Below are 18,337 nucleotides of genomic sequence, written 5' to 3'. Positions count from 1 at the left end.
ACTGCAGCTTAGTCTTCGCAACAAGTATTTTTAAAGCAAATATTCCAACGCGGTTTCGTCGCAATTATGTTTGCGCGGGCACAAGTCACAATCTTTCATGACTTTTTCCGGTAGCTTTTCTTTCAGCGTCAGGCGGAAATTGAGCTTACCGAAAAATTCCGGCACACGAGTGAGCACAATCGTACGCGTAATGCCGAGTTCTCGCGCTTTCCACAATAAAAATGCGACCAATTCAGCGCCAAGACCTTTGCCTTGAGCGCTTGGGAATAAGCCCAAGCTACGAATTTCGGCTAAACCGGTGCTGTACACGTAAAGCGCAGCACAACCAACCACCTCATCGTCAATTTCAGCAACCGCAAAACTCTGAATCGCTTGCAGAATATCCGCTTTATCACGCGGTAAATTTTCGCCTTGGTCGGCCCAATAGGCAATGAGCTCGCAAATTTTATCCACATCGCTCAAGCGTGCTTGGCGCACATGTTTGCTTGCTGCTTCTGCTGCGTGCAACCAATCTTGCGCATGTTTAATCGCAACTTTAACGGCGCTTGGCGCAGTGCCGCCCATGGCTTTGCGCTGCTGCAAACCGTAAGCAAGATCTAACGTGGCGTAAACGTCGTTGTCGACAAGGTCACACACCTGCTTAAAATCATCGAGTGTGAGCTGCTCAAGGGCAACGCCTTGTTGCTGGGCTTTTACGACTAACTCACCGGTGAGGTGGTGTGCATCACGGAACGGCACACCTTTACTAACCAGATAATCGGCCAGTTCGGTGGCGTTGCTGTACCCCAAAGCAGCTTGAAGTGCAGCGTGCTCTTTATTCACCTTCAATTCAGGCATCGCAAAAGCAAGCATCTGCAAGCACTGCAAATAAGCATGCAACGCATCAAACAAGCCTTCTTTGTCTTCTTGCATGTCTTTGTTGTACGCCAACGGCAGCCCTTTCAGGGTAATCTGCATGGCATGCTGATGACCCATGACGCGACCAGTCTTACCACGTAACAACTCAAACAAATCAGGATTTTTCTTCTGTGGCATCAATGATGAGCCGCTGCTGATCTTGTCGCTCATACTGAAACAGCCCGACTCGCCTGAACAATAAAAAATAACGTCTTCAGCTAAGCGCGATAAATGAAGCATGCCAGTGCTCGCCGCATTTAATAAATCCAGTACGAAGTCGCGATCAGATACCCCGTCAAGGCTATTTTCACAGGCGTGACGGAAACCTAATTCGTGGGCGAGTGCCTCTCGGTCAATAGCAGCTGTAGTACCAGCCAAAGCCCCACTGCCCAGAGGGCTCACATCCAACCGACGGATAGTTTCACGCAAGCGGCTGACATCACGTTGCAGCATACTTACGTAGGCCATCGCCCAATGCCCTGCGACAATGGGTTGCGCCCGTTGCAAGTGGGTATAACCCGGCAGCATGGCATCTTGGTAGGTTTGTGCAAAACTCAACAAGTTCTCAATGGCCGCGAGGTTTGCCGTCACCAAATGCTGCGCAAACTGCTTGCAGAACAAACGCAAGTCCGTTGCCACCAAATCATTGCGGCTACGACCGGTATGCAGTTTCTTTGCGGTTGCCCCAATTTGTTCAATCAGCTGGGCTTCCACCCAGCTGTGGATATCCTCAGCATCGCTTTGCAACGGCAATTCTGGCTGCTTCGCAACCTGCTTCGCTAAGGCGGTTAGCGCTTGCTGTAACTGCTGATTTTCATCAGTGCTGATTAAACCAGCCTGTTGCAATGCACCAGCCCAAGCTTTTGATGCTTGCAGGTCAAACGGCGCCAACACGTAATCAAAGCGCAGTGAGTCATTAAACTGTTTAAATTCAGCGGCGCTTGGCTCACTGAACCGTCCACCCCATAAGCTCATGACTTACTCCTTGCCAGTTGTCGAGGTGTCATCAGCAGCCTGCTGATGTAATGCTCGAATTCGATTGGCCAAACTATAAAGACGAATAAAGCCTTCGGCATGCTTTTGATTATAGACTTCGTCTTCATCAAAGGTGGCAAACGCATTTGAATACAGGCTATTCGGTGACTGCTTCTGGGTGACTGTTACCTTGCCTTTGTATAGTTTAACAACAATGTCACCACTCAGCGGTTCAGCAATTTTAGTTGCCGACGCTAACATCACATCTTTCAACGGAGTGAACCAACGACCGTCATACATTAATTGCGCGAACTCGTTACCTAAACGAATGCGATAATCTTGCGTGGTACGATCCAGCACCAGGCTTTCTAGCCCTTGTAATGCGGCGTAGAGCACCTCGCCAGCTGGCGTCTCATAACAACCACGAGACTTCATACCAACCAAACGGTTTTCCACCATATCGAGACGGCCAACACCATGCGCACCTGCAATTTGATTCAGGTGCAAAATGGCATCAACAGGGTCAAACGTCTGGCCATCAATGTGGGTCAGTTCACCGTGCGCGAATGATAACTGCAAGTATTGCGGCTTATCGGGCGCTTGCTCAGGCGCCACCGTCCATGTCCAGACCTGCTCGGATGGCTCATTCCACGGATCTTCCAGTTCACCACCTTCGGTTGAAATATGCCAAAGGTTCGCATCGCGGCTATAAATTTTCGTCGCTGATGCACTGCATGGAATATTGCGTTCGGCCAAATACGCCAATAACTGCGGACGTGAGCGCATGGTCCACTCGCGCCAAGGTGCAATTACGGTTAGTTCAGGTGCTAATGCGGCGAAAGCCGATTCAAACCGAACCTGATCGTTGCCTTTACCCGTGCAGCCATGTGCAAGTGCATCGGCACCAACTTGGCGCGCAACAGCAACCTGAGCTTCAGCAATAATTGGTCGAGCTAAAGCAGTACCAAGCAAATATTGGCCTTCGTAGATTGCTCCAGTTTTCAGCGTTGGATAAATAACTTCGCGCGCGAATTTATCTTTCAAATCGACAATATGGCAACTGCTAGCGCCAGAGGCGATGGCCTTCGCTTCAACGCCTTCGAGTTCTTCATCACCTTGGCCAACGTCAGCGACAAAAGCGACTACCTCGCAGTCATAGTTTTCTTTTAACCAAGGCACAATCGCCGATGTATCCAAGCCACCTGAGTAAGCTAGAACGACTTTATTAACTGACTTACTCATGCGTGAGCTCCTTCAAATAGTTTGACCAAAATTGCGTTTTGCGCATGTAAACGGTTTTCAGCTTGCTTTAACACCAAGCTTTGTGGGCTATCGATAACTTCTGCAGTGACTTCACGACCGCGATAAGCCGGCAAACAGTGCATAAAATACTTGGCGCCAAGGCGTTTCATTAAATCACTGTTCACTTGGTATGGCGCGAAATCATGCATCACCGCATTGTTATCGCGACTCTGCCCCATCGAGAACCAAGTATCGGTATAAATAGCATCTGTGGATTGCAGTTTTGTTAAATCGTGCAACACAGTAATTGAGCCACCGGTTTGTTCGGCTTGCTGTTGGGCCGCAGCAGTAAGCACTGCATCAGGCGCATAGCCCTCGGGCGTCACGACCTGCATGTGCATACCAGTGCGCGCAGCGCCCGCCATTAATGCTTGGCAGACGTTATTACCGTCGCCAATGTAGGTGAGGTGTACTTGGCTTAAATCGCCGAGTTGCTCTTGTAACGTGAGTAAGTCAGCTAATGCTTGGCATGGGTGACAAGTATCGCTCAGGGCGTTCACAACCGGCTTATCTGAAGCTGTTGCAAGATCGCTTAGTGTATGTTGCGAATAAACCCGCGCCACAATTGCATCATGCCAAAGCGCCAAATTTGCACCAACATCGGTGGCAGGCTCGCGCTCACCAATGAGGTTTTGTGCATCTAAATAAATGCTATGGCCACCTAAACGGTGAATACCGGCGGCAAAGCTTGCACGTGTGCGCAATGATGGCTTCTCAAATAACAGTGCAATGCTTTTGCCTTGTAAATAGGTTGACCACGCGGTTGGGCGCTGTTTGATAGTTTGCGCTAACTGCAATAAATCAGTGGTTTGTTGCGGGCTGAGTGCCGGCATTTCAAGTAAATCATTCATGGATGTTGTTACCTACAACTAAAAATTCGAAATAGCGTGGCAATTAGAGACGGATGCGGGTTCCGGCTGCTTCACCCCTTGCCAGTCGGGTGAGCGCTTTGGCGTCTTGCCAGCCGGCCACCGCGATACTTCGTCGCGAGGCACGCGCCGCTTGCACGGCCGCATTAAGTTTCACCAGCATGCCGTCACGCACAGTGCCATCCGCAATGAGGACATCTGCTTGGTCGGCAAGAATGGTTTCAATGAGGTCACCGTTTTTGTCCAGAATTCCGGGCACATCAGTGAGGAGAATTAAATCAGCATGCAGCAGTTGGGCAACTGCAGCAGCAGCTAAATCGGCGTTCACGTTTAACCGCTCGCCGCTATCACTGGCGCCAATTGAGCTCAAAATAGGTAAGAAATTTTTATCTAACAATAGCTGTAGCAGGGTCGCGTCATTGGGTTTCGGAATACCAACGGCACCACGACTTGCATCGACGTCGCAGGCAATACTATGCCCAGCAGCGAGGGTTAAACCAACGGCATTGAGTTGATGTTGCTGCGCAAGCGCAACTAACTGGCTGTTCACATCACCAGCCAAAACACCGGCAACAATTGGCATTTGTACCGCAGGGGTAATGCGCTGACCGTCTACTTTCAAACTGGTGTGGCCCAGCTGTAGCAACAGCGATTCAACTTGGTCACCGCCGCCATGAACCAAAACTAATGGGCGCAACAGGGCAAGCTGCTGAACCGTGGTCAACAATCGCTCTAAATTGCTAGCACTTTGTAATACCCGGCCGCCAAGCTTGATCACAAGAGGTGATGTCATACCACACCTCCGCGCTGCTGCAAACCGAGTGCACTATCAAAAGCAAAATACTGATTGGCTAATTGCACCGCTTGTGCCGCAGCACCTTTTAAGAGGTTGTCGATAGCGGCGCAAATAACCAAGTGACCTTGATGCACAACAGGGTGAATATCGCAGAAAGCGGTACCGACAACATCGCCAATAGCAGGTGGTTGTTGGCGCAAACGAATCAACGGTGCAGTAGCGTAGGCCTGCTGATAAGCTGCATCAATAGTCGCTTGCGAAACGTCTGATTTCAGCCGGGCATAAATGGTTGCCAAAATGCCACGTTTGAAATTTCCTAAGTGCGGTACAAAAATCACATCATGGCCAATTGTTTGTGCAATTTCGGGTTGGTGCCGATGCGTCGCAACGCCATAGGCCGCCAGACTCACTTCACAAAAGCTAGTTTGAATTGCCGCTTTGCGACCAGCACCCGAAACACCACTGACAGCATTGATCATCGGCACGCTGTCAATCAATGACAGCACCGGCTTTAACGCCAAGCTAGCCACAGTCGGATAACAGCCAGGCACAGCAATAAGCTGCTCAGTACCAGACAGTGTCGTCCATTCGGCTAGGCCATAGGGAATCGTTTCAGGAACGTTGGCAGAGCGTTCAAAACCATAAGCCTGCTGATGCACCAAAGGGTCGCGAAGCCGAAATGCGCCAGATAGATCAAAAACCAACAACCCAGCGTTGACCAGAACTGGTGCAATTTCAGCACTCGCTTCATGAGGTAGCGCTAAAAAAACCACTCGAACTTGCTGAGACAACTGACTCAGCAAATTCGAGTGCCAAGGTTGCAGAATAACATCAAGCTGTCCCGCTAATTGGGGATACAAACTAGCAATTGGCTCTGCGTCTTCACGTGCGCCGGAAGAAAAAGCATACTCAAGCGAGAATTGTGGATGGTTATGCAGCAGCCACACCAGCTCAACGCCGCTATAGCCGCTCGCCCCAAACACTGCGCATGGAATTGATTTACTCTGTTCCACCAATCAAACTCGCTCACTAGAAAATGACTCAAAAGATGAATAAATAATACTGCATAAAAATGCACAAAACAAGAATAAAAATACAAAAACGTTATTGGTTATTCGTTACTCGTTATTCGTTTGTTTTGCTCGCTGGTTGGTCGTCTTTCGCTTTTTCGAATAACCAATAACGAATAACGAAGAACGAGTAACGAGCAACGCTCTTGATCTTGAGGGGCTTGGCGCTTATAATTCGCGCCCTAATTTGTCGTGTTGATTAATAAATCAGCGCTTTTTTGAAACAGTAATTTGCGTGGTGCTCGACTTCGGGTCGGGTGGCGATGCAGCCTAACGAGGTAACCCCATGAAACCAGGTATTCATCCAGAATATACCGAGCTGAAAGTATCATGCTCTTGTGGTCACTCTTTTGTGACTCACTCAACTAAAGGCGGCGAGTTGCACTTGGACGTATGTTCAGAGTGTCACCCATTCTACACTGGTAAACAGCGTATTATGGATACTGGCGGTCGTATCGAGAAATTCAACAAGCGTTTCAACATGTTGGGTGGCAAGAAATAATCCAGTTTTGGACATTTCTTCTCGAAATTATAAGAAAGGCGCCAGAAGGCGCCTTTTTTATTTTTAGATTCGGCGCAATGTCGCGTGGCCATTGAAAAAATCGATGGTGTCAATTTAAACAACCGTCAACTTTCCTCTCTTTATCTCGGTTAAGATCACGTAGCTGTCATCAACGGCGCATCAGGTAAGATGTCTTATTGTGTCGAATAGCTCTACAATGGCACTATTCACAGATGTTATTTTCTTTATTTCGAATCAGGTACACGTACTTATGACCGATTTTCGCAAGCAAGCTTTGGATTATCACGCCTACCCAACGCCAGGAAAAATCAGCATTGAGCTGACAAAACCCGCTGAAACCAGTAAAGATTTAGCGTTGGCTTATAGTCCGGGTGTGGCCGAACCAGTGCGTGCCATTGCCGAGAATCCAGACGATGTGTACAAGTACACCGCGAAAGGTAACATGGTTGCGGTTATTTCAAATGGTACGGCTATTTTAGGGCTTGGCAATTTGGGGCCAATGGCGTCGAAGCCAGTGATGGAAGGAAAAGCATTGTTATTTAAGCGCTTTGCTGGACTTGATTCCATCGATATTGAAGTCACGCACCGTACCACACAAGATTTCATCAACACGGTGGCGAACATCGCCGATAGTTTTGGTGGCGTCAACTTAGAAGACATCAAAGCACCAGAGTGTTTCGAAATCGAGCAAGCGCTCATTGAACGTTGCGAAGTACCGATTTTCCATGATGACCAACACGGCACCGCAATTGTCACCGCGGCAGGCTTGTTGAACGCTCTAGAAATCCAAGGCAAAGACTTACGCAAAGCACAAATTGTCTGTTTAGGTGCTGGCGCAGCTGCTATTGCCTGTATGGAGCTGCTGATTAAATGTGGCGCTCAGCGCGAGCACATCTATATGCTGGACTCAAAAGGCGTGATTCATACACGTCGCGAAGACCTCAACGAATACAAAGCGCTGTTTGCAAATAACACCGATAAGCGCACACTTGAAGAAGTAATTACTGAAGCCGACGTGTTTGTTGGTGTATCAGGGCCGAATTTGCTGTCACCAGATGCCTTAAAACTGATGGCCGAGAAACCAATCGTGTTTGCTTGCTCAAACCCTGATCCTGAAATTAAGCCTGAATTAGCCTTGGCGGTGCGTGACGATCTGATTATGGCAACTGGCCGTTCTGATTATCCGAATCAAGTCAACAACGTGCTGTGCTTCCCATTCATCTTCCGTGGTGCACTCGATGTTCGCGCGAAAGCCATTAACGATGAAATGAAGCTGGCTGCCGTTGAAGCCATCCGCCAGCTCGCGAAAGAGCCAGTACCAGAAGCTGTACTCAAAGCATCAGGCATCGATAAACTGGAGTTCGGCGTCGATTACATTATTCCAAAGCCATTAGATCCGCGTTTACGCACCCGGGTATCGAAAGCAGTCGCCGAGGCAGCGGTCGCATCAGGCGCAGCCCGCATCGAGCTACCAAAGAACTACATGACTGAATAAAGCGTTATTCGTTTTTCGTTATTCGTTACTCGTTTGTTTTGTTCGCTCGAAGGTGAGTGCACAAAATGAGTGAGTTTGCGGTGTGCGCAGACTTTCGTGTTTCGCTTTTCGAACAACGAACAACGAATAACGATTAACGCTCTTCGCTTTTCAAGTTACACTTTGCGGTATGACGATGATAATCCAAACCGCGCTACCGGTACCCTTACCACGCCTATTTGATTACGACTGCGAGCAACTGCCCGCAGTGGGCGTGCGCGTGCGCGTGCCGTTTGGAAACCGTGAGCTGGTTGGTGTGTGTCTGGGCGAGGCTTCAGCACCCGACGATAGCTTTCAACGCAAAGCGGTACTTGAGGTTATTGACGACGAGCCATTGTGGCCGCAACCAGTATGGAACTTGCTAGAGTGGGCGGCAGACTATTATCACCATCCGCTTGGTGACGTGATTCAGAATGCGATGCCGGTACTATTACGCCAAGGCGAGCGTGCGAGTTATCAAGCCACCACCCGTTATCAGGTAACGGAAGATGGGGCGCAAATCTCGCCAAATGATTTAAAGCGAGCAGTACAACAGCAGCGCTTACTTGCCGCGTTGCAACAAAAGCCAATGTTAAGCCGTGATATTCGCATGCAGGAATTTTCGCCATCGGCTCTGAAAGCACTACAAGACAAAGGCTGGGTAGAAGCCGTCGAGCACATTCCGGCACCCGTGCAGTCATGGTCGCTGAAGATTGCCGCTGAGCCGTTGCAGTTGAACCCAGAGCAAGCGCTTGCCGTCGCCGCGATTGGCGCAGCGAAACAACATCAAACGTATCTGCTTGAAGGGGTTACCGGTAGCGGTAAAACCGAAGTGTACTTGCAGGCAATGGCAGATGTTTTACGCCGTGGTCAGCAAGTTCTCATGCTGGTTCCTGAAATTGGTCTAACGCCACAAACCCTCACACGTTTCCAGCAACGTTTTGACGTGCCGATTGTAATGTTGCATTCAGCACTCACCGATAGAGAGCGCCTAGACGCATGGTTGGATGCCCGTGCCGGCAGCGCGGCAATTATTATTGGCACCCGCTCAGCCATTTTTACTCCGTGTAAAGCGCTTGGCATGATCATTGTTGATGAAGAACATGATGCCTCATTAAAACAACAAGATGGCTTTCGTTATCATGCGCGCGACATTGCGGTGATGCGTGGTCATGAAGAGCAAGTGCCGGTTATTCTTGGCTCGGCAACGCCATCGTTTGAAACACTCAATAACGCGTTAAACAAGCGTTATGCGCACTTGCAGCTCAGTCGCCGCGCAGGTCAAGCGAAACCGGCCCGCCATGTGGTGATGGATATTAAAAATCTGCCATTAAAAGCGGGCTTGTCACAGCCGTTGTTAGGCCTGATGCGAGAGCATCTTGAGGCGGGCCAGCAGGTGCTTTTGTTTTTGAACCGTCGTGGTTTTGCGCCGGCGTTACTCTGTCACGAATGTGGTTGGTTGGCGCAGTGTCGTCGCTGCGATGCGTTTTACACAGTGCATCAAGGTAGTCGACAGCTGCAGTGCCATCATTGCGGTGCCCAACAACCCATACCAAAGCAGTGCCATGATTGCGGCTCAACGCAGCTGATTGGTCGTGGTGTTGGTACCGAACAACTTGAGCAGTTACTGCAAGAACAGTTTCCAGATTACCCTGTGTTGCGCATTGATCGTGATAGCACTCGGAAAAAAGGTAGCTTGCAACAGCATCTACAAGATGCGCACGACAACAACTATCCGATATTAGTCGGCACCCAAATGCTCGCGAAAGGGCACCACTTCCCGGATGTTACTCTGGCTGCGTTACTGGATGTGGATGGCGCATTATATAGCGCAGATTTTCGTGCGGCTGAGCGACTCGGACAAATGTTTACCCAAGTAGCAGGGCGCGCCGGGCGAGCCAGCAAGCCGGGTACCGTGGTGCTACAAACGCATCACCCCGAGCACGAGCTCATTCAAGACTTAATCCACAACGGTTACGGACACTTTGCCAAGACCGCTTTACGTGAGCGCCAACTCACTCATTTACCGCCATTTAGTCAACACGCATTGTTCCGCGCTGAAGCGAATAATGCCGATGCGGTGATTGCTGCCCTTGAAAGCGTGGCCGCGTTATTTCCGCAGCGCGAAGACGTGATTGTGCTAGGCCCAATTCCTGCCGTTATGGAGCGTCGCGCCGGCCGTTACCGTTATCAATTATTAATTCAAACGCAGCAGCGAGCCATGCGAGCGCAGCTATTGCGGTATGTTTTGCCGCAATTAGAAAAATTACCGCAGTTACGAAAAGTACGTTGGTCGCTAGACATTGACCCACAAGACTTCAGTTAGTGCGCAAAAGCAGATAAAATAACTGCCTTGTTCGCTTCGCTCATCGTTATTCGTTAATCGTTATTAGTTATTCGCTAAAGCCAAACTTGAATGACCAACAACTAATAACGAGTAACCAATAACGACTAACGTTTTTAAGGTTTTTTATTCATGAAAGAACAGTTGGAATCCCTCCTTGGCGCCGCCGTGGCGACACTACAACAACAAGGTACTTTGCCAGCCGACGTGCAGCCACGCATTCAGTTGGACCGTCCGCGCGACAAAAGTCATGGGGATTTTGCAACCAACTTAGCGATGATGTTGGCGAAGCCTGCGCAAATGAATCCGCGCGCACTGGCAGAAGCGATTATTGCGGCTATTCCAGAAAATCAGTTACTGGCAAAGTGTGATATAGCTGGCCCTGGCTTTATTAATTTCACGATTAGCCAGCAGCAGTTGTTGGATCAGCTCGAGCGCGCGTACAGCGACACTCACGTGGGTGTTGAACCTGCCGAAAACGCACAAACGGTTGTGATTGATTACTCATCACCAAACCTTGCCAAAGAAATGCATGTTGGCCATTTACGTTCAGCCATTATTGGTGATGCCGTGGCCCGCGTGAAAGAACTGCTTGGCCATAAAGTTATTCGCCAGAATCACGTGGGTGATTGGGGTACGCAATTTGGGATGTTGCTCGCGCATATGGAAGAGTTGGATAACAAAGAACTCGACATGGAGCTTAGCAACCTCGAAACCTTTTACAAAGCAGCGAAAAAGCGTTTTGATGAAAGCGAAGAATTTGCCAAGCGTGCGCGCGAATTAGTGGTTGCCCTGCAATCGGGCGAGCCAAAGTGCCGTGCACTGTGGCAACAGTTTATTGATGTGTCACTCAGCCACTGCCAAGAAGTTTATGACCGTCTGGGCGTAAAACTAACCCGCGCTGATGTAATGGCCGAAAGTGCGTATAACGATGACTTGGCACAAGTTGTCGAAGACTTGCGTGCGCAGGGTTTATTAGTTGAAGACCAAGGTGCACAGTGCGTGTTCCTTGATGAATTCAAGAACAAAGATGGTGAATCACTGCCGGTGATTGTGCAGAAATCAGGTGGCGGTTATCTCTATGCGACAACCGATTTAGCTGCGGTGCGTTATCGCCAGAACGTGCTCAAAGGCGATCACTTGATTTACTTTGTTGATCAGCGCCAAGGGCTGCACTTCCAACAAATTTTCACCTTAGCGCGCAAAGCAGGTTTTGCTCGCGAAGATCTGCAAATGGACCACTACGGTTTCGGTACGGTCATGGGTAAAGATGGACGTCCGTACAAGAGCCGCGACGGTGGCGTAACCAAGCTCGCTGATTTGCTTGATGAAGCAGAGAAACGCGCACTTGATTTGGTACAGCAGAAGAACGGCGCGTTAAGCGAAGCAGAGCAAGCGCACGTGGCAAAAGTGGTGGGTATCAGCTCGGTGAAATATGCCGACTTATCTAAAAACCGTACCAGCGATTACATTTTTGATTGGGACACCATGCTGAGTTTTGAGGGCAACACCGCACCATACTTGTTGTATGCGTACACACGTGTGAATAGCGTTTTCAGCAAAGCTGGTGTGAACCCAGAGCAGATCGATGCGCCATTCGTTCTTAACGACGAGCGTGAAATCAACCTGGCGAATACCTTGGTGCGTTTCAATGAAGTAATTCATACCGTTGCCGATAAAGCGATGCCGCACTTCTTATGTGGCTACCTCTATGACGTGGCTGGCGCGTTCTCAAGCTTTTATGAAGCATGCCCGATTTTGCAAACGGAAGATGATAGTGTACGTGAAAGCCGTTTGAAACTTGCTGCACTGACCGCGAAAACATTGCGTCAGGGCCTTGAATTGCTCGGTATTCCGACGCTTGAGAAGATGTAATTATGGATTACGCGAACCGTAAACGTCCGGCCAAACGAACGCCACCCAAAAACACCAAAAAGGCAGCTAAAAAACCGGCCGTGTCGTGGTGGGTGGTTTTGCTTGCCATTGTTTTGGTAAGTGGATTTGTGTGGCTATTGGTAAGTATCTCAGGCAAATCAGAGCAAGCGCCACAGCAACAAGTGCCAGTTGATGTGCCAGAGTCGCAACCGCAACCCGTAGCCGAACCTATTCCGGATAAACCAGAAGAGCGCTGGCAATACATTGAAGAACTTGAAAACCAAGAAGTGATTGTCGATGTGCCAGAACGTGAAGTGGGTCCACCGAAACTGATGCAGTGCGGTTCGTTTCGCAATATCAGCGATGCCGAAGAGATGCGTGCGACCATTGCAATGATTGGTTTGGAAGCGCAAATTCGTACAACCGATGGCAGCAATGGCGTCTGGCACCGAGTAATACTTGGGCCGTACGAAGGCCGCCGTGCCGCTGAGACCGATCGCCACAAATTACAGCGCGGAAATATTCGTGGCTGCCAAATTTGGAATTGGAATTAATCCCTACCCATTGAAAATCACAAATACGACCTCATAACTGGTTCATAGCAACTAAGAGGACGTATTTGTGACTACTATCGTATCTGTCCGTCGCGGTGACAAAGTTGTCATTGGTGGCGATGGCCAAGTTTCACTTGGCAACACCGTAATGAAAGGCAACGCCCGCAAAGTGCGCCGCTTGTACAACAACCAAGTACTGGCCGGTTTTGCTGGCGGTACCGCCGATGCCTTCACCTTATTTGAACGTTTTGAGAAAAAACTCGAAGCCCATCAAGGTAACTTGATGCGCGCTGCTGTGGAGCTCGCCAAAGATTGGCGTACCGACCGTGCTTTGCGCCGTTTAGAGGCCCTATTAGCTGTAGCGGATAAGCACACCTCATTGATTATCACCGGGAACGGTGACGTCGTACAGCCAGAAAATGACCTGATTGCGATTGGCTCTGGCGGCCCATATGCTCAGGCGGCGGCAACCGCATTACTTGAAAATACCGAATTAAGCGCACGTGAGATTGTTGAGAAAGCCCTGACTATTGCAGGCGACATTTGTGTCTTCACCAACAGTTTCCAAACCATTGAAGAACAGGAGTCGGTGAGCAATGTCTGATATGACCCCACGCGAAATTGTTGATGAATTAAACCGTCATATTGTTGGTCAAGACAACGCCAAGAAAGCCGTTGCGGTGGCACTGCGTAATCGCTGGCGTCGTATGCAGTTGGACGATGAATTACGTCAAGAAGTAACGCCGAAGAATATTTTAATGATTGGCCCGACGGGTGTGGGTAAAACGGAAATTGCTCGCCGCTTAGCGAAGCTTGCTAATGCGCCATTTATTAAAGTGGAAGCGACTAAGTTCACCGAAGTTGGTTATGTTGGTAAGGAAATTGAGTCGATTATTCGCGATCTTACCGATACCGCGGTGAAGCAAACACGTGAGCAAATGATGCAAAAAGTACGTCATCGTGCTGAGGACGCGGCTGAAGAACGTATTTTGGACGCGTTGCTACCGCCAGCGAAGAAAACTGGCTGGGCAGATGAACAAGAAGAGCCGCGCGAGCAATCTAGCACGCGACAAACCTTCCGTAAAAAGCTGCGTGAAGGTCAGCTCGACGATAAAGAAATTGAGATTGAAATCAGCGCGCCGCAAATGGGTGTTGAGATCATGGCACCGCCAGGCATGGAAGAAATGACATCGCAGTTACAAAGCATGTTCCAGAACATGGGCAGCGGAAAATCCAAGCCGAAGAAAATGAAGATAAAAGATGCATTCAAGCAGCTGATTGAAGAAGAAGCAGCGAAAATGCTAAACCCAGAAGATATCAAAGAGCAGGCGTTAACGGCGGTTGAGCAAAACGGCATTGTGTTCTTAGATGAAATCGACAAAATTTGTAAGCGCGGCGATGTGTCGGGGCCAGATGTCTCGCGTGAAGGCGTGCAGCGTGACCTTCTGCCATTGGTAGAAGGAACAACCGTATCGACCAAACATGGCATGGTAAAAACCGACCATATTTTGTTTATCGCCTCGGGTGCCTTCCAGATGTCAAAACCATCGGATTTGATTCCTGAGTTACAAGGTCGTTTGCCGATTCGGGTTGAACTGCAAGCTTTAACCAGTGCCGATTTTGTCCGTATTTTAACGGAGCCAAATGCATCGTTAACCACGCAATACAAAGCGCTAATGGCAACTGAAGGTGTGAATGTGGAGTTTACGCAAGATGGTATTCAGCGCATTGCCGAAACAGCGTTTCAAGTGAATGAAACCACCGAGAACATTGGTGCGCGTCGTTTACACACGGTGTTAGAACGGCTAATGGAAGAAATTTCTTTCAAAGCCAGTGACTTACATGGCCAGCGCATCGAAATTGATGCGGTTTATGTCGACCGTTACCTCGGAGAGTTGGCGCAAGACGAAGACCTAAGCCGGTTTATTTTGTAATTGCTTAACCCGCGCCGCTTTTGCACTCGGGCAGAAGCGGCTATACTGTGCTTTAACATTCAAGACGTTAAGTCACAGTGAACGGGGTACGGCAATGGAATACAACACGTCAGAACTTTGCGATTTATACCCAGATTTAGTCGATGTGGTTGAACCGATGTTCATTCACTACGGCGGTCGGGTGTCGTTCGGCGGCCAGTTGGTCACCGTGAAGTGCTTCGAAGACAAAGGCATAATTGAAGAAGTGGTGCAGCAGCCTGGTACCGGTAAAGTACTACTGATTGATGGCGGCGGTTCGACACGCCGCGCACTCGTCGATATTGCTGTCGCCGACTTGGCGTTTGAAAACGATTGGGAAGGCATCATTTGCTACGGTGCCGTTCGTGATGTTGATGCGTTAGATGAACTCGATATGGGCATTATGGCGGTTGCTTCAATGCCGGTTGGCGCTGCCAATGATAGCGTCGGCGAAGTCGATGTTGCGGTAAACTTCGGCGGCGTAACGTTCTTACCAGAAGATCACCTTTACGCCGATAGCACGGGCATTATCATTTCACCAGAACCCCTTGATATCGAGTAAGTTGAATCAACCACTATGTTTTTAACATCGATTGATCCCGCTGCGTGGTTCACTCCTCGCAGCGGCGAAATCCGGCTCGGACAAACCGTCCACTGCTTACCTGACATTGGTGCCATTGATACCTATCATCATGCCCTTCAACAAGCATGGGAGCGTGGGCAACGTATTGCCATCGTTGGTGTTCCTGAATCCATTGGCCCGCGCGCCAATTTAGGTCGTGGCGGTTCGGAGCATGCGTTTGCGGCCGCATTGAAAGGGCTGCTGGCGTTGCAATCGAACCCAATGATTGCGGACCATGAGCTGCTCATTGTTGGGAAAGTTCAATGCGATGATCTGCAGCAGCAAGCTGATGCCCTGCGCAATACAGATGCAGGTGAATTAGCCCAGTTGCGAGAACTGTGCGAACGCCTCGACCAACGTGTTCAACAAGTTGTGGTGCCGTTATTTGAAGCGGGATTTGATGTGATACTAATTGGTGGTGGCCACAACAACGCCTACCCATTGATTACCTCATTACAGCAAGCCTCAGAAGTAAGCGTAGGTGCAGTGAACCTTGACCCTCATGCCGACTTTCGTGCGCGTGAAGGCCGTCACAGTGGTAATGGCTTTAGCTATGCCTATGTGGGCGGTGCGTTGAAGCACTATCATGTGGTTGGGCTACATGAAGGCAAGAATAATGCTGACAGCCTAAAGCAACTGGCTGATGCGGAATTTACGTATCGCAGTGTACACGAGTTATATACCCACGATTGGTCCACTGAGCTCAGCGCCATAGCCGCCCAAGCAGAAGCTTGGCATGTGCCACTTGGTATTGAAATTGACGTAGATGCATTACAAGGCGTGCCGGCCAGTGCCATTAACTTCAATGGCTTGAACGTGGCGCATGGCTATAGTCTTGTGGAAACCTTGGCAAGTTTACCGCGCACGCGCTACCTACATTTAGCTGAAGCTGCACCAAGCTTGCACCCTGCTGGGCGCGAAGCTGGCGATATGGCGTGTGCTCAGTTATTAAGTGAGTTGGTACTTGCTTACTTGCACGGCTTTCAGCGACGCGAACCTTGATACCAGCAAGCGCTTAACGGATTGGTACCAAACTGATAGGTGAGCGCAGCTGGATCGTCGACATCCCACAAGCACAAATCAGCGCGCATACCTGCAGCCAGTTGACCGCGATCGCTCAAACCTAAAGCTTTTGCGGCGTTCACAGTTACCCCACGTAGACATTCTTCAGGCGTCATTCGGAACAACGTCGCTGCCATCTGCAGCATGAGTTGAACACTCAAAATTGGTGACGTGCCGGGGTTAGCGTCAGTCGATACCGCTATAGGCACGTTGTAGTCGCGCAACAGTTGCAATGGCGGCTGTTTGGTTTCTCGTAGGAAATAAAACGCGCCCGGCAACAACACCGCAACAGTACCGGCCTTTGCCATGGCTTCAACACCGGCTTCATCTAAGTATTCGAGATGGTCACACGACAATGCTTGGTAGCGGGCAGCAAGCGCACTCCCATGTTGGTTGCTTAATTGTTCAGCGTGTAATTTTACTGGCAAACCAGCAGCTTGAGCGGCCTGAAACACACGTTCGGTTTGCGCTGTGGTAAAACCCACCGATTCACAAAATGCATCCACGGCATCTGCTAAGCCTTCGACAGCTAGTGTCGGAATAATTGATTCAACCACTAAATCAATATAGGCATCCGCTTGGTTTTTATATTCAGGTGGTACGGCATGTGCTGCCAATAACGTCGTTCGAACGGATACCGGCAACAAGTCGGCAAGTTGACGTGCAGCGCGCAGTTGTTTGCGCTCGTCTTCAAGGCTTAAGCCATAGCCCGATTTTATTTCAACGGTTGTGACGCCTTCGCGCAACAAAGCTTTAAGCCGAGGCATTGTCACCTTAACCAAAGTTTCCTCTGACGCCGCTCGCGTTGCTCGCACCGTTGCCGCAATACCACCACCTTGAGCCGCAATGTCGGCATAACTAACACCGTGTAAACGCTTAGCAAACTCATCGGCACGCGAACCAGCCCAAACCAAGTGAGTATGGCAGTCAATGAGTCCGGGAGTGACTAAGCCGCCGTTGCCGTTGATTGTTTCGGCGGCAACCATTGGTGCGTCACTGCGCTGACCAGCGAAGTGAATTTGTTCATGATCAAAGATAATCACACCATCATTAATCAGGCCGTAGCCCTCGCCTGTCATGGTGGCAAGCTGAACGTTCTCGAGGCGCTGCATGGTTGCTGTCATAAAAAATCTCCCACCGACAACTTGTATATACAATTAAAGATGACTACACTCTATCACACTCTAACATTAGTCTGAATGATTTGATCACGGTTGCTTTTTTAAGGTAGCCAAAGCGGTAACCACATAGGTAGAACGTTCGTGAAATTTTCAAAAATCAAACAGCATATTTATAGCAAGATTGCTTCGGGTGAGTGGCCTGAAAATCATCCTGTAAGTTCAGAAAATGCGCTAGCGACTCAGTTCAAAGTGAGTCGTATGACCGCACGTCGAGCGTTACAGGAGCTTGCTGACGAAGGCCTAGTGATTCGCTCGAAAGGCTCTGGCACCTACGTCGCACCACTGAAGTCACAGACGTCGTTTATGGCCATTCGCAACATTGCCGACGAAATTCGTGCTCGTCAGCACGATTATGAAGCGCACGTGCATGTACTCAGGCAAGTGCCAGCGAGCTTGCAGGTGGCAGAACAACTTCAAATAGAAGCGGAAAGTCCCGTTTATTATTCGGTGATTACCCATCTTGAGAATGGATTACCGGTGCAGGTTGAAGAGCGCTACGTTAATCCTGCTATCGTCGAAGATTATTTGAAGCAAGATTTTCGTCAAATCACGCCGCATGAATACTTAAGTGCCGTTGCCCCGCTGACCGAAGCAAGTCATCAAATTGAAGCGGTGACACCAAACGCTCACGTGTGCGAATGGCTGGAATTGAATAAGCCAGAGCCATGTTTACGCATTGTGCGTCGCACTTGGAGTGATGCTGGTGTGGTGACTTATGCCGTATTGACGCACCCAGGCTCACGCTTTGTGTTGGGTGGCCATTTAACGTTTAAAGCTTAAACGCAAGTAAGAAAAAGGATAA

At 49.5% G+C, this 18,337-nt stretch carries 16 protein-coding genes; 10 read left to right on the top strand and 6 right to left on the bottom strand.

Going from position 1 to position 18,337, the window contains the following annotated elements; genetic code table 11:
- Window positions 1–30 precede the first annotated feature (30 nt).
- Genes argH through argC form a run of 5 tightly spaced genes read right to left on the bottom strand, consistent with a single transcriptional unit; the run spans window position 31 to window position 5,852 of the window.
- Window positions 31–1,872, bottom strand: coding sequence for an argininosuccinate lyase (gene argH, locus D3795_RS08010; protein ID WP_156267726.1), 1,842 nt, complete (start codon window positions 1,870–1,872; stop codon window positions 31–33).
- 3 nt (window positions 1,873–1,875) lie between these two features.
- Window positions 1,876–3,114, bottom strand: coding sequence for an argininosuccinate synthase (locus D3795_RS08005; protein ID WP_156267724.1), 1,239 nt, complete (start codon window positions 3,112–3,114; stop codon window positions 1,876–1,878).
- Entirely contained in the window at window positions 3,111–4,025 is a 915-nt protein-coding gene (argF, locus tag D3795_RS08000; protein WP_156267722.1) for an ornithine carbamoyltransferase, read from the bottom strand. The genes D3795_RS08005 and argF overlap by 4 nt, the downstream gene beginning before the upstream one ends.
- Before the next feature lie 43 nt (window positions 4,026–4,068).
- On the bottom strand, window positions 4,069–4,836 hold the full coding sequence (gene argB / locus D3795_RS07995; RefSeq protein ID WP_156267720.1) for an acetylglutamate kinase: 768 nt from the start codon (window positions 4,834–4,836) through the stop codon (window positions 4,069–4,071).
- Window positions 4,833–5,852, bottom strand: a complete 1,020-nt coding sequence (gene argC, locus D3795_RS07990; protein WP_375294529.1) for an N-acetyl-gamma-glutamyl-phosphate reductase — start codon at window positions 5,850–5,852, stop codon at window positions 4,833–4,835. The genes argB and argC overlap by 4 nt, the downstream gene beginning before the upstream one ends.
- Before the next feature lie 343 nt (window positions 5,853–6,195).
- Between argC and rpmE the strand changes: the two genes are divergently transcribed.
- The 9 genes from rpmE (at window position 6,196) to D3795_RS07945 (ending at window position 16,294) form a co-directional block, all read left to right on the top strand.
- The gene (gene rpmE / locus D3795_RS07985; protein ID WP_156267718.1) at window positions 6,196–6,411 is read left to right on the top strand and encodes a 50S ribosomal protein L31; all 216 of its coding nucleotides are present in this window, start codon (window positions 6,196–6,198) and stop codon (window positions 6,409–6,411) included.
- A gap of 271 nt (window positions 6,412–6,682) precedes the next feature.
- Window positions 6,683–7,927 (top strand): malic enzyme-like NAD(P)-binding protein, encoded by a 1,245-nt coding sequence (locus tag D3795_RS07980; protein ID WP_156269050.1) that lies wholly within the window; start codon window positions 6,683–6,685, stop codon window positions 7,925–7,927.
- A gap of 169 nt (window positions 7,928–8,096) precedes the next feature.
- Window positions 8,097–10,271 carry a primosomal protein N' gene (gene priA / locus D3795_RS07975; protein WP_156267716.1) on the top strand — a complete coding sequence of 725 codons (2,175 nt, stop codon included), beginning with the start codon at window positions 8,097–8,099 and terminating at the stop codon, window positions 10,269–10,271.
- A gap of 150 nt (window positions 10,272–10,421) precedes the next feature.
- On the top strand, window positions 10,422–12,164 hold the full coding sequence (argS, locus tag D3795_RS07970) for an arginine--tRNA ligase (RefSeq protein ID WP_156267714.1): 1,743 nt from the start codon (window positions 10,422–10,424) through the stop codon (window positions 12,162–12,164).
- 2 nt (window positions 12,165–12,166) lie between these two features.
- Window positions 12,167–12,718 carry an SPOR domain-containing protein gene (locus D3795_RS07965; protein ID WP_156267712.1) on the top strand — a complete coding sequence of 184 codons (552 nt, stop codon included), beginning with the start codon at window positions 12,167–12,169 and terminating at the stop codon, window positions 12,716–12,718.
- Between the two features lie 67 nt (window positions 12,719–12,785).
- Window positions 12,786–13,322, top strand: coding sequence for an ATP-dependent protease subunit HslV (gene hslV, locus D3795_RS07960; RefSeq protein ID WP_156267710.1), 537 nt, complete (start codon window positions 12,786–12,788; stop codon window positions 13,320–13,322).
- A complete protein-coding gene (gene hslU, locus D3795_RS07955; protein ID WP_156267708.1) occupies window positions 13,315–14,652 on the top strand; it encodes an HslU--HslV peptidase ATPase subunit in 1,338 nt (445 codons plus the stop codon). Before hslV ends, hslU begins: the two co-directional genes overlap by 8 nt.
- Before the next feature lie 94 nt (window positions 14,653–14,746).
- Entirely contained in the window at window positions 14,747–15,232 is a 486-nt protein-coding gene (rraA, locus tag D3795_RS07950; protein WP_156267706.1) for a ribonuclease E activity regulator RraA, read from the top strand.
- Between the two features lie 15 nt (window positions 15,233–15,247).
- On the top strand, window positions 15,248–16,294 hold the full coding sequence (locus tag D3795_RS07945; RefSeq protein ID WP_156267704.1) for an arginase family protein: 1,047 nt from the start codon (window positions 15,248–15,250) through the stop codon (window positions 16,292–16,294).
- On the opposite strand, the gene hutI is transcribed toward D3795_RS07945, so the two are convergent.
- Window positions 16,276–17,466, bottom strand: coding sequence for an imidazolonepropionase (hutI, locus tag D3795_RS07940; RefSeq protein ID WP_156269048.1), 1,191 nt, complete (start codon window positions 17,464–17,466; stop codon window positions 16,276–16,278). The two genes, D3795_RS07945 and hutI, sit on opposite strands and share 19 nt — an antisense overlap.
- A gap of 150 nt (window positions 17,467–17,616) precedes the next feature.
- On the opposite strand from hutI, the gene hutC reads away from it, so the two are divergent.
- Entirely contained in the window at window positions 17,617–18,315 is a 699-nt protein-coding gene (gene hutC, locus D3795_RS07935) for a histidine utilization repressor (RefSeq protein ID WP_156267702.1), read from the top strand.
- Window positions 18,316–18,337: the final 22 nt, after the last annotated feature.

Source organism: Pseudidiomarina andamanensis (assembly GCF_009734345.1).
Taxonomy (GTDB): domain Bacteria; phylum Pseudomonadota; class Gammaproteobacteria; order Enterobacterales; family Alteromonadaceae; genus Pseudidiomarina; species Pseudidiomarina andamanensis.
The sequence above is the reverse complement of the archived record's forward strand: the minus strand, read 5'-3'. Positions and strand labels throughout refer to the sequence as shown.

Coding starts and splice junctions, on each gene's coding strand:
- argH (WP_156267726.1), bottom strand. CDS start 1,872: ATGAGCTTATGGGGTGGACGGTTCAGTGAGCCAAGCGCCGCTGAATTT.
- D3795_RS08005 (WP_156267724.1), bottom strand. CDS start 3,114: ATGAGTAAGTCAGTTAATAAAGTCGTTCTAGCTTACTCAGGTGGCTTG.
- argF (WP_156267722.1), bottom strand. CDS start 4,025: ATGAATGATTTACTTGAAATGCCGGCACTCAGCCCGCAACAAACCACT.
- argB (WP_156267720.1), bottom strand. CDS start 4,836: ATGACATCACCTCTTGTGATCAAGCTTGGCGGCCGGGTATTACAAAGT.
- rpmE (WP_156267718.1), top strand. CDS start 6,196: ATGAAACCAGGTATTCATCCAGAATATACCGAGCTGAAAGTATCATGC.
- D3795_RS07980 (WP_156269050.1), top strand. CDS start 6,683: ATGACCGATTTTCGCAAGCAAGCTTTGGATTATCACGCCTACCCAACG.
- priA (WP_156267716.1), top strand. CDS start 8,097: ATGACGATGATAATCCAAACCGCGCTACCGGTACCCTTACCACGCCTA.
- argS (WP_156267714.1), top strand. CDS start 10,422: ATGAAAGAACAGTTGGAATCCCTCCTTGGCGCCGCCGTGGCGACACTA.
- D3795_RS07965 (WP_156267712.1), top strand. CDS start 12,167: ATGGATTACGCGAACCGTAAACGTCCGGCCAAACGAACGCCACCCAAA.
- hslU (WP_156267708.1), top strand. CDS start 13,315: ATGTCTGATATGACCCCACGCGAAATTGTTGATGAATTAAACCGTCAT.
- rraA (WP_156267706.1), top strand. CDS start 14,747: ATGGAATACAACACGTCAGAACTTTGCGATTTATACCCAGATTTAGTC.
- D3795_RS07945 (WP_156267704.1), top strand. CDS start 15,248: ATGTTTTTAACATCGATTGATCCCGCTGCGTGGTTCACTCCTCGCAGC.
- hutI (WP_156269048.1), bottom strand. CDS start 17,466: ATGCAGCGCCTCGAGAACGTTCAGCTTGCCACCATGACAGGCGAGGGC.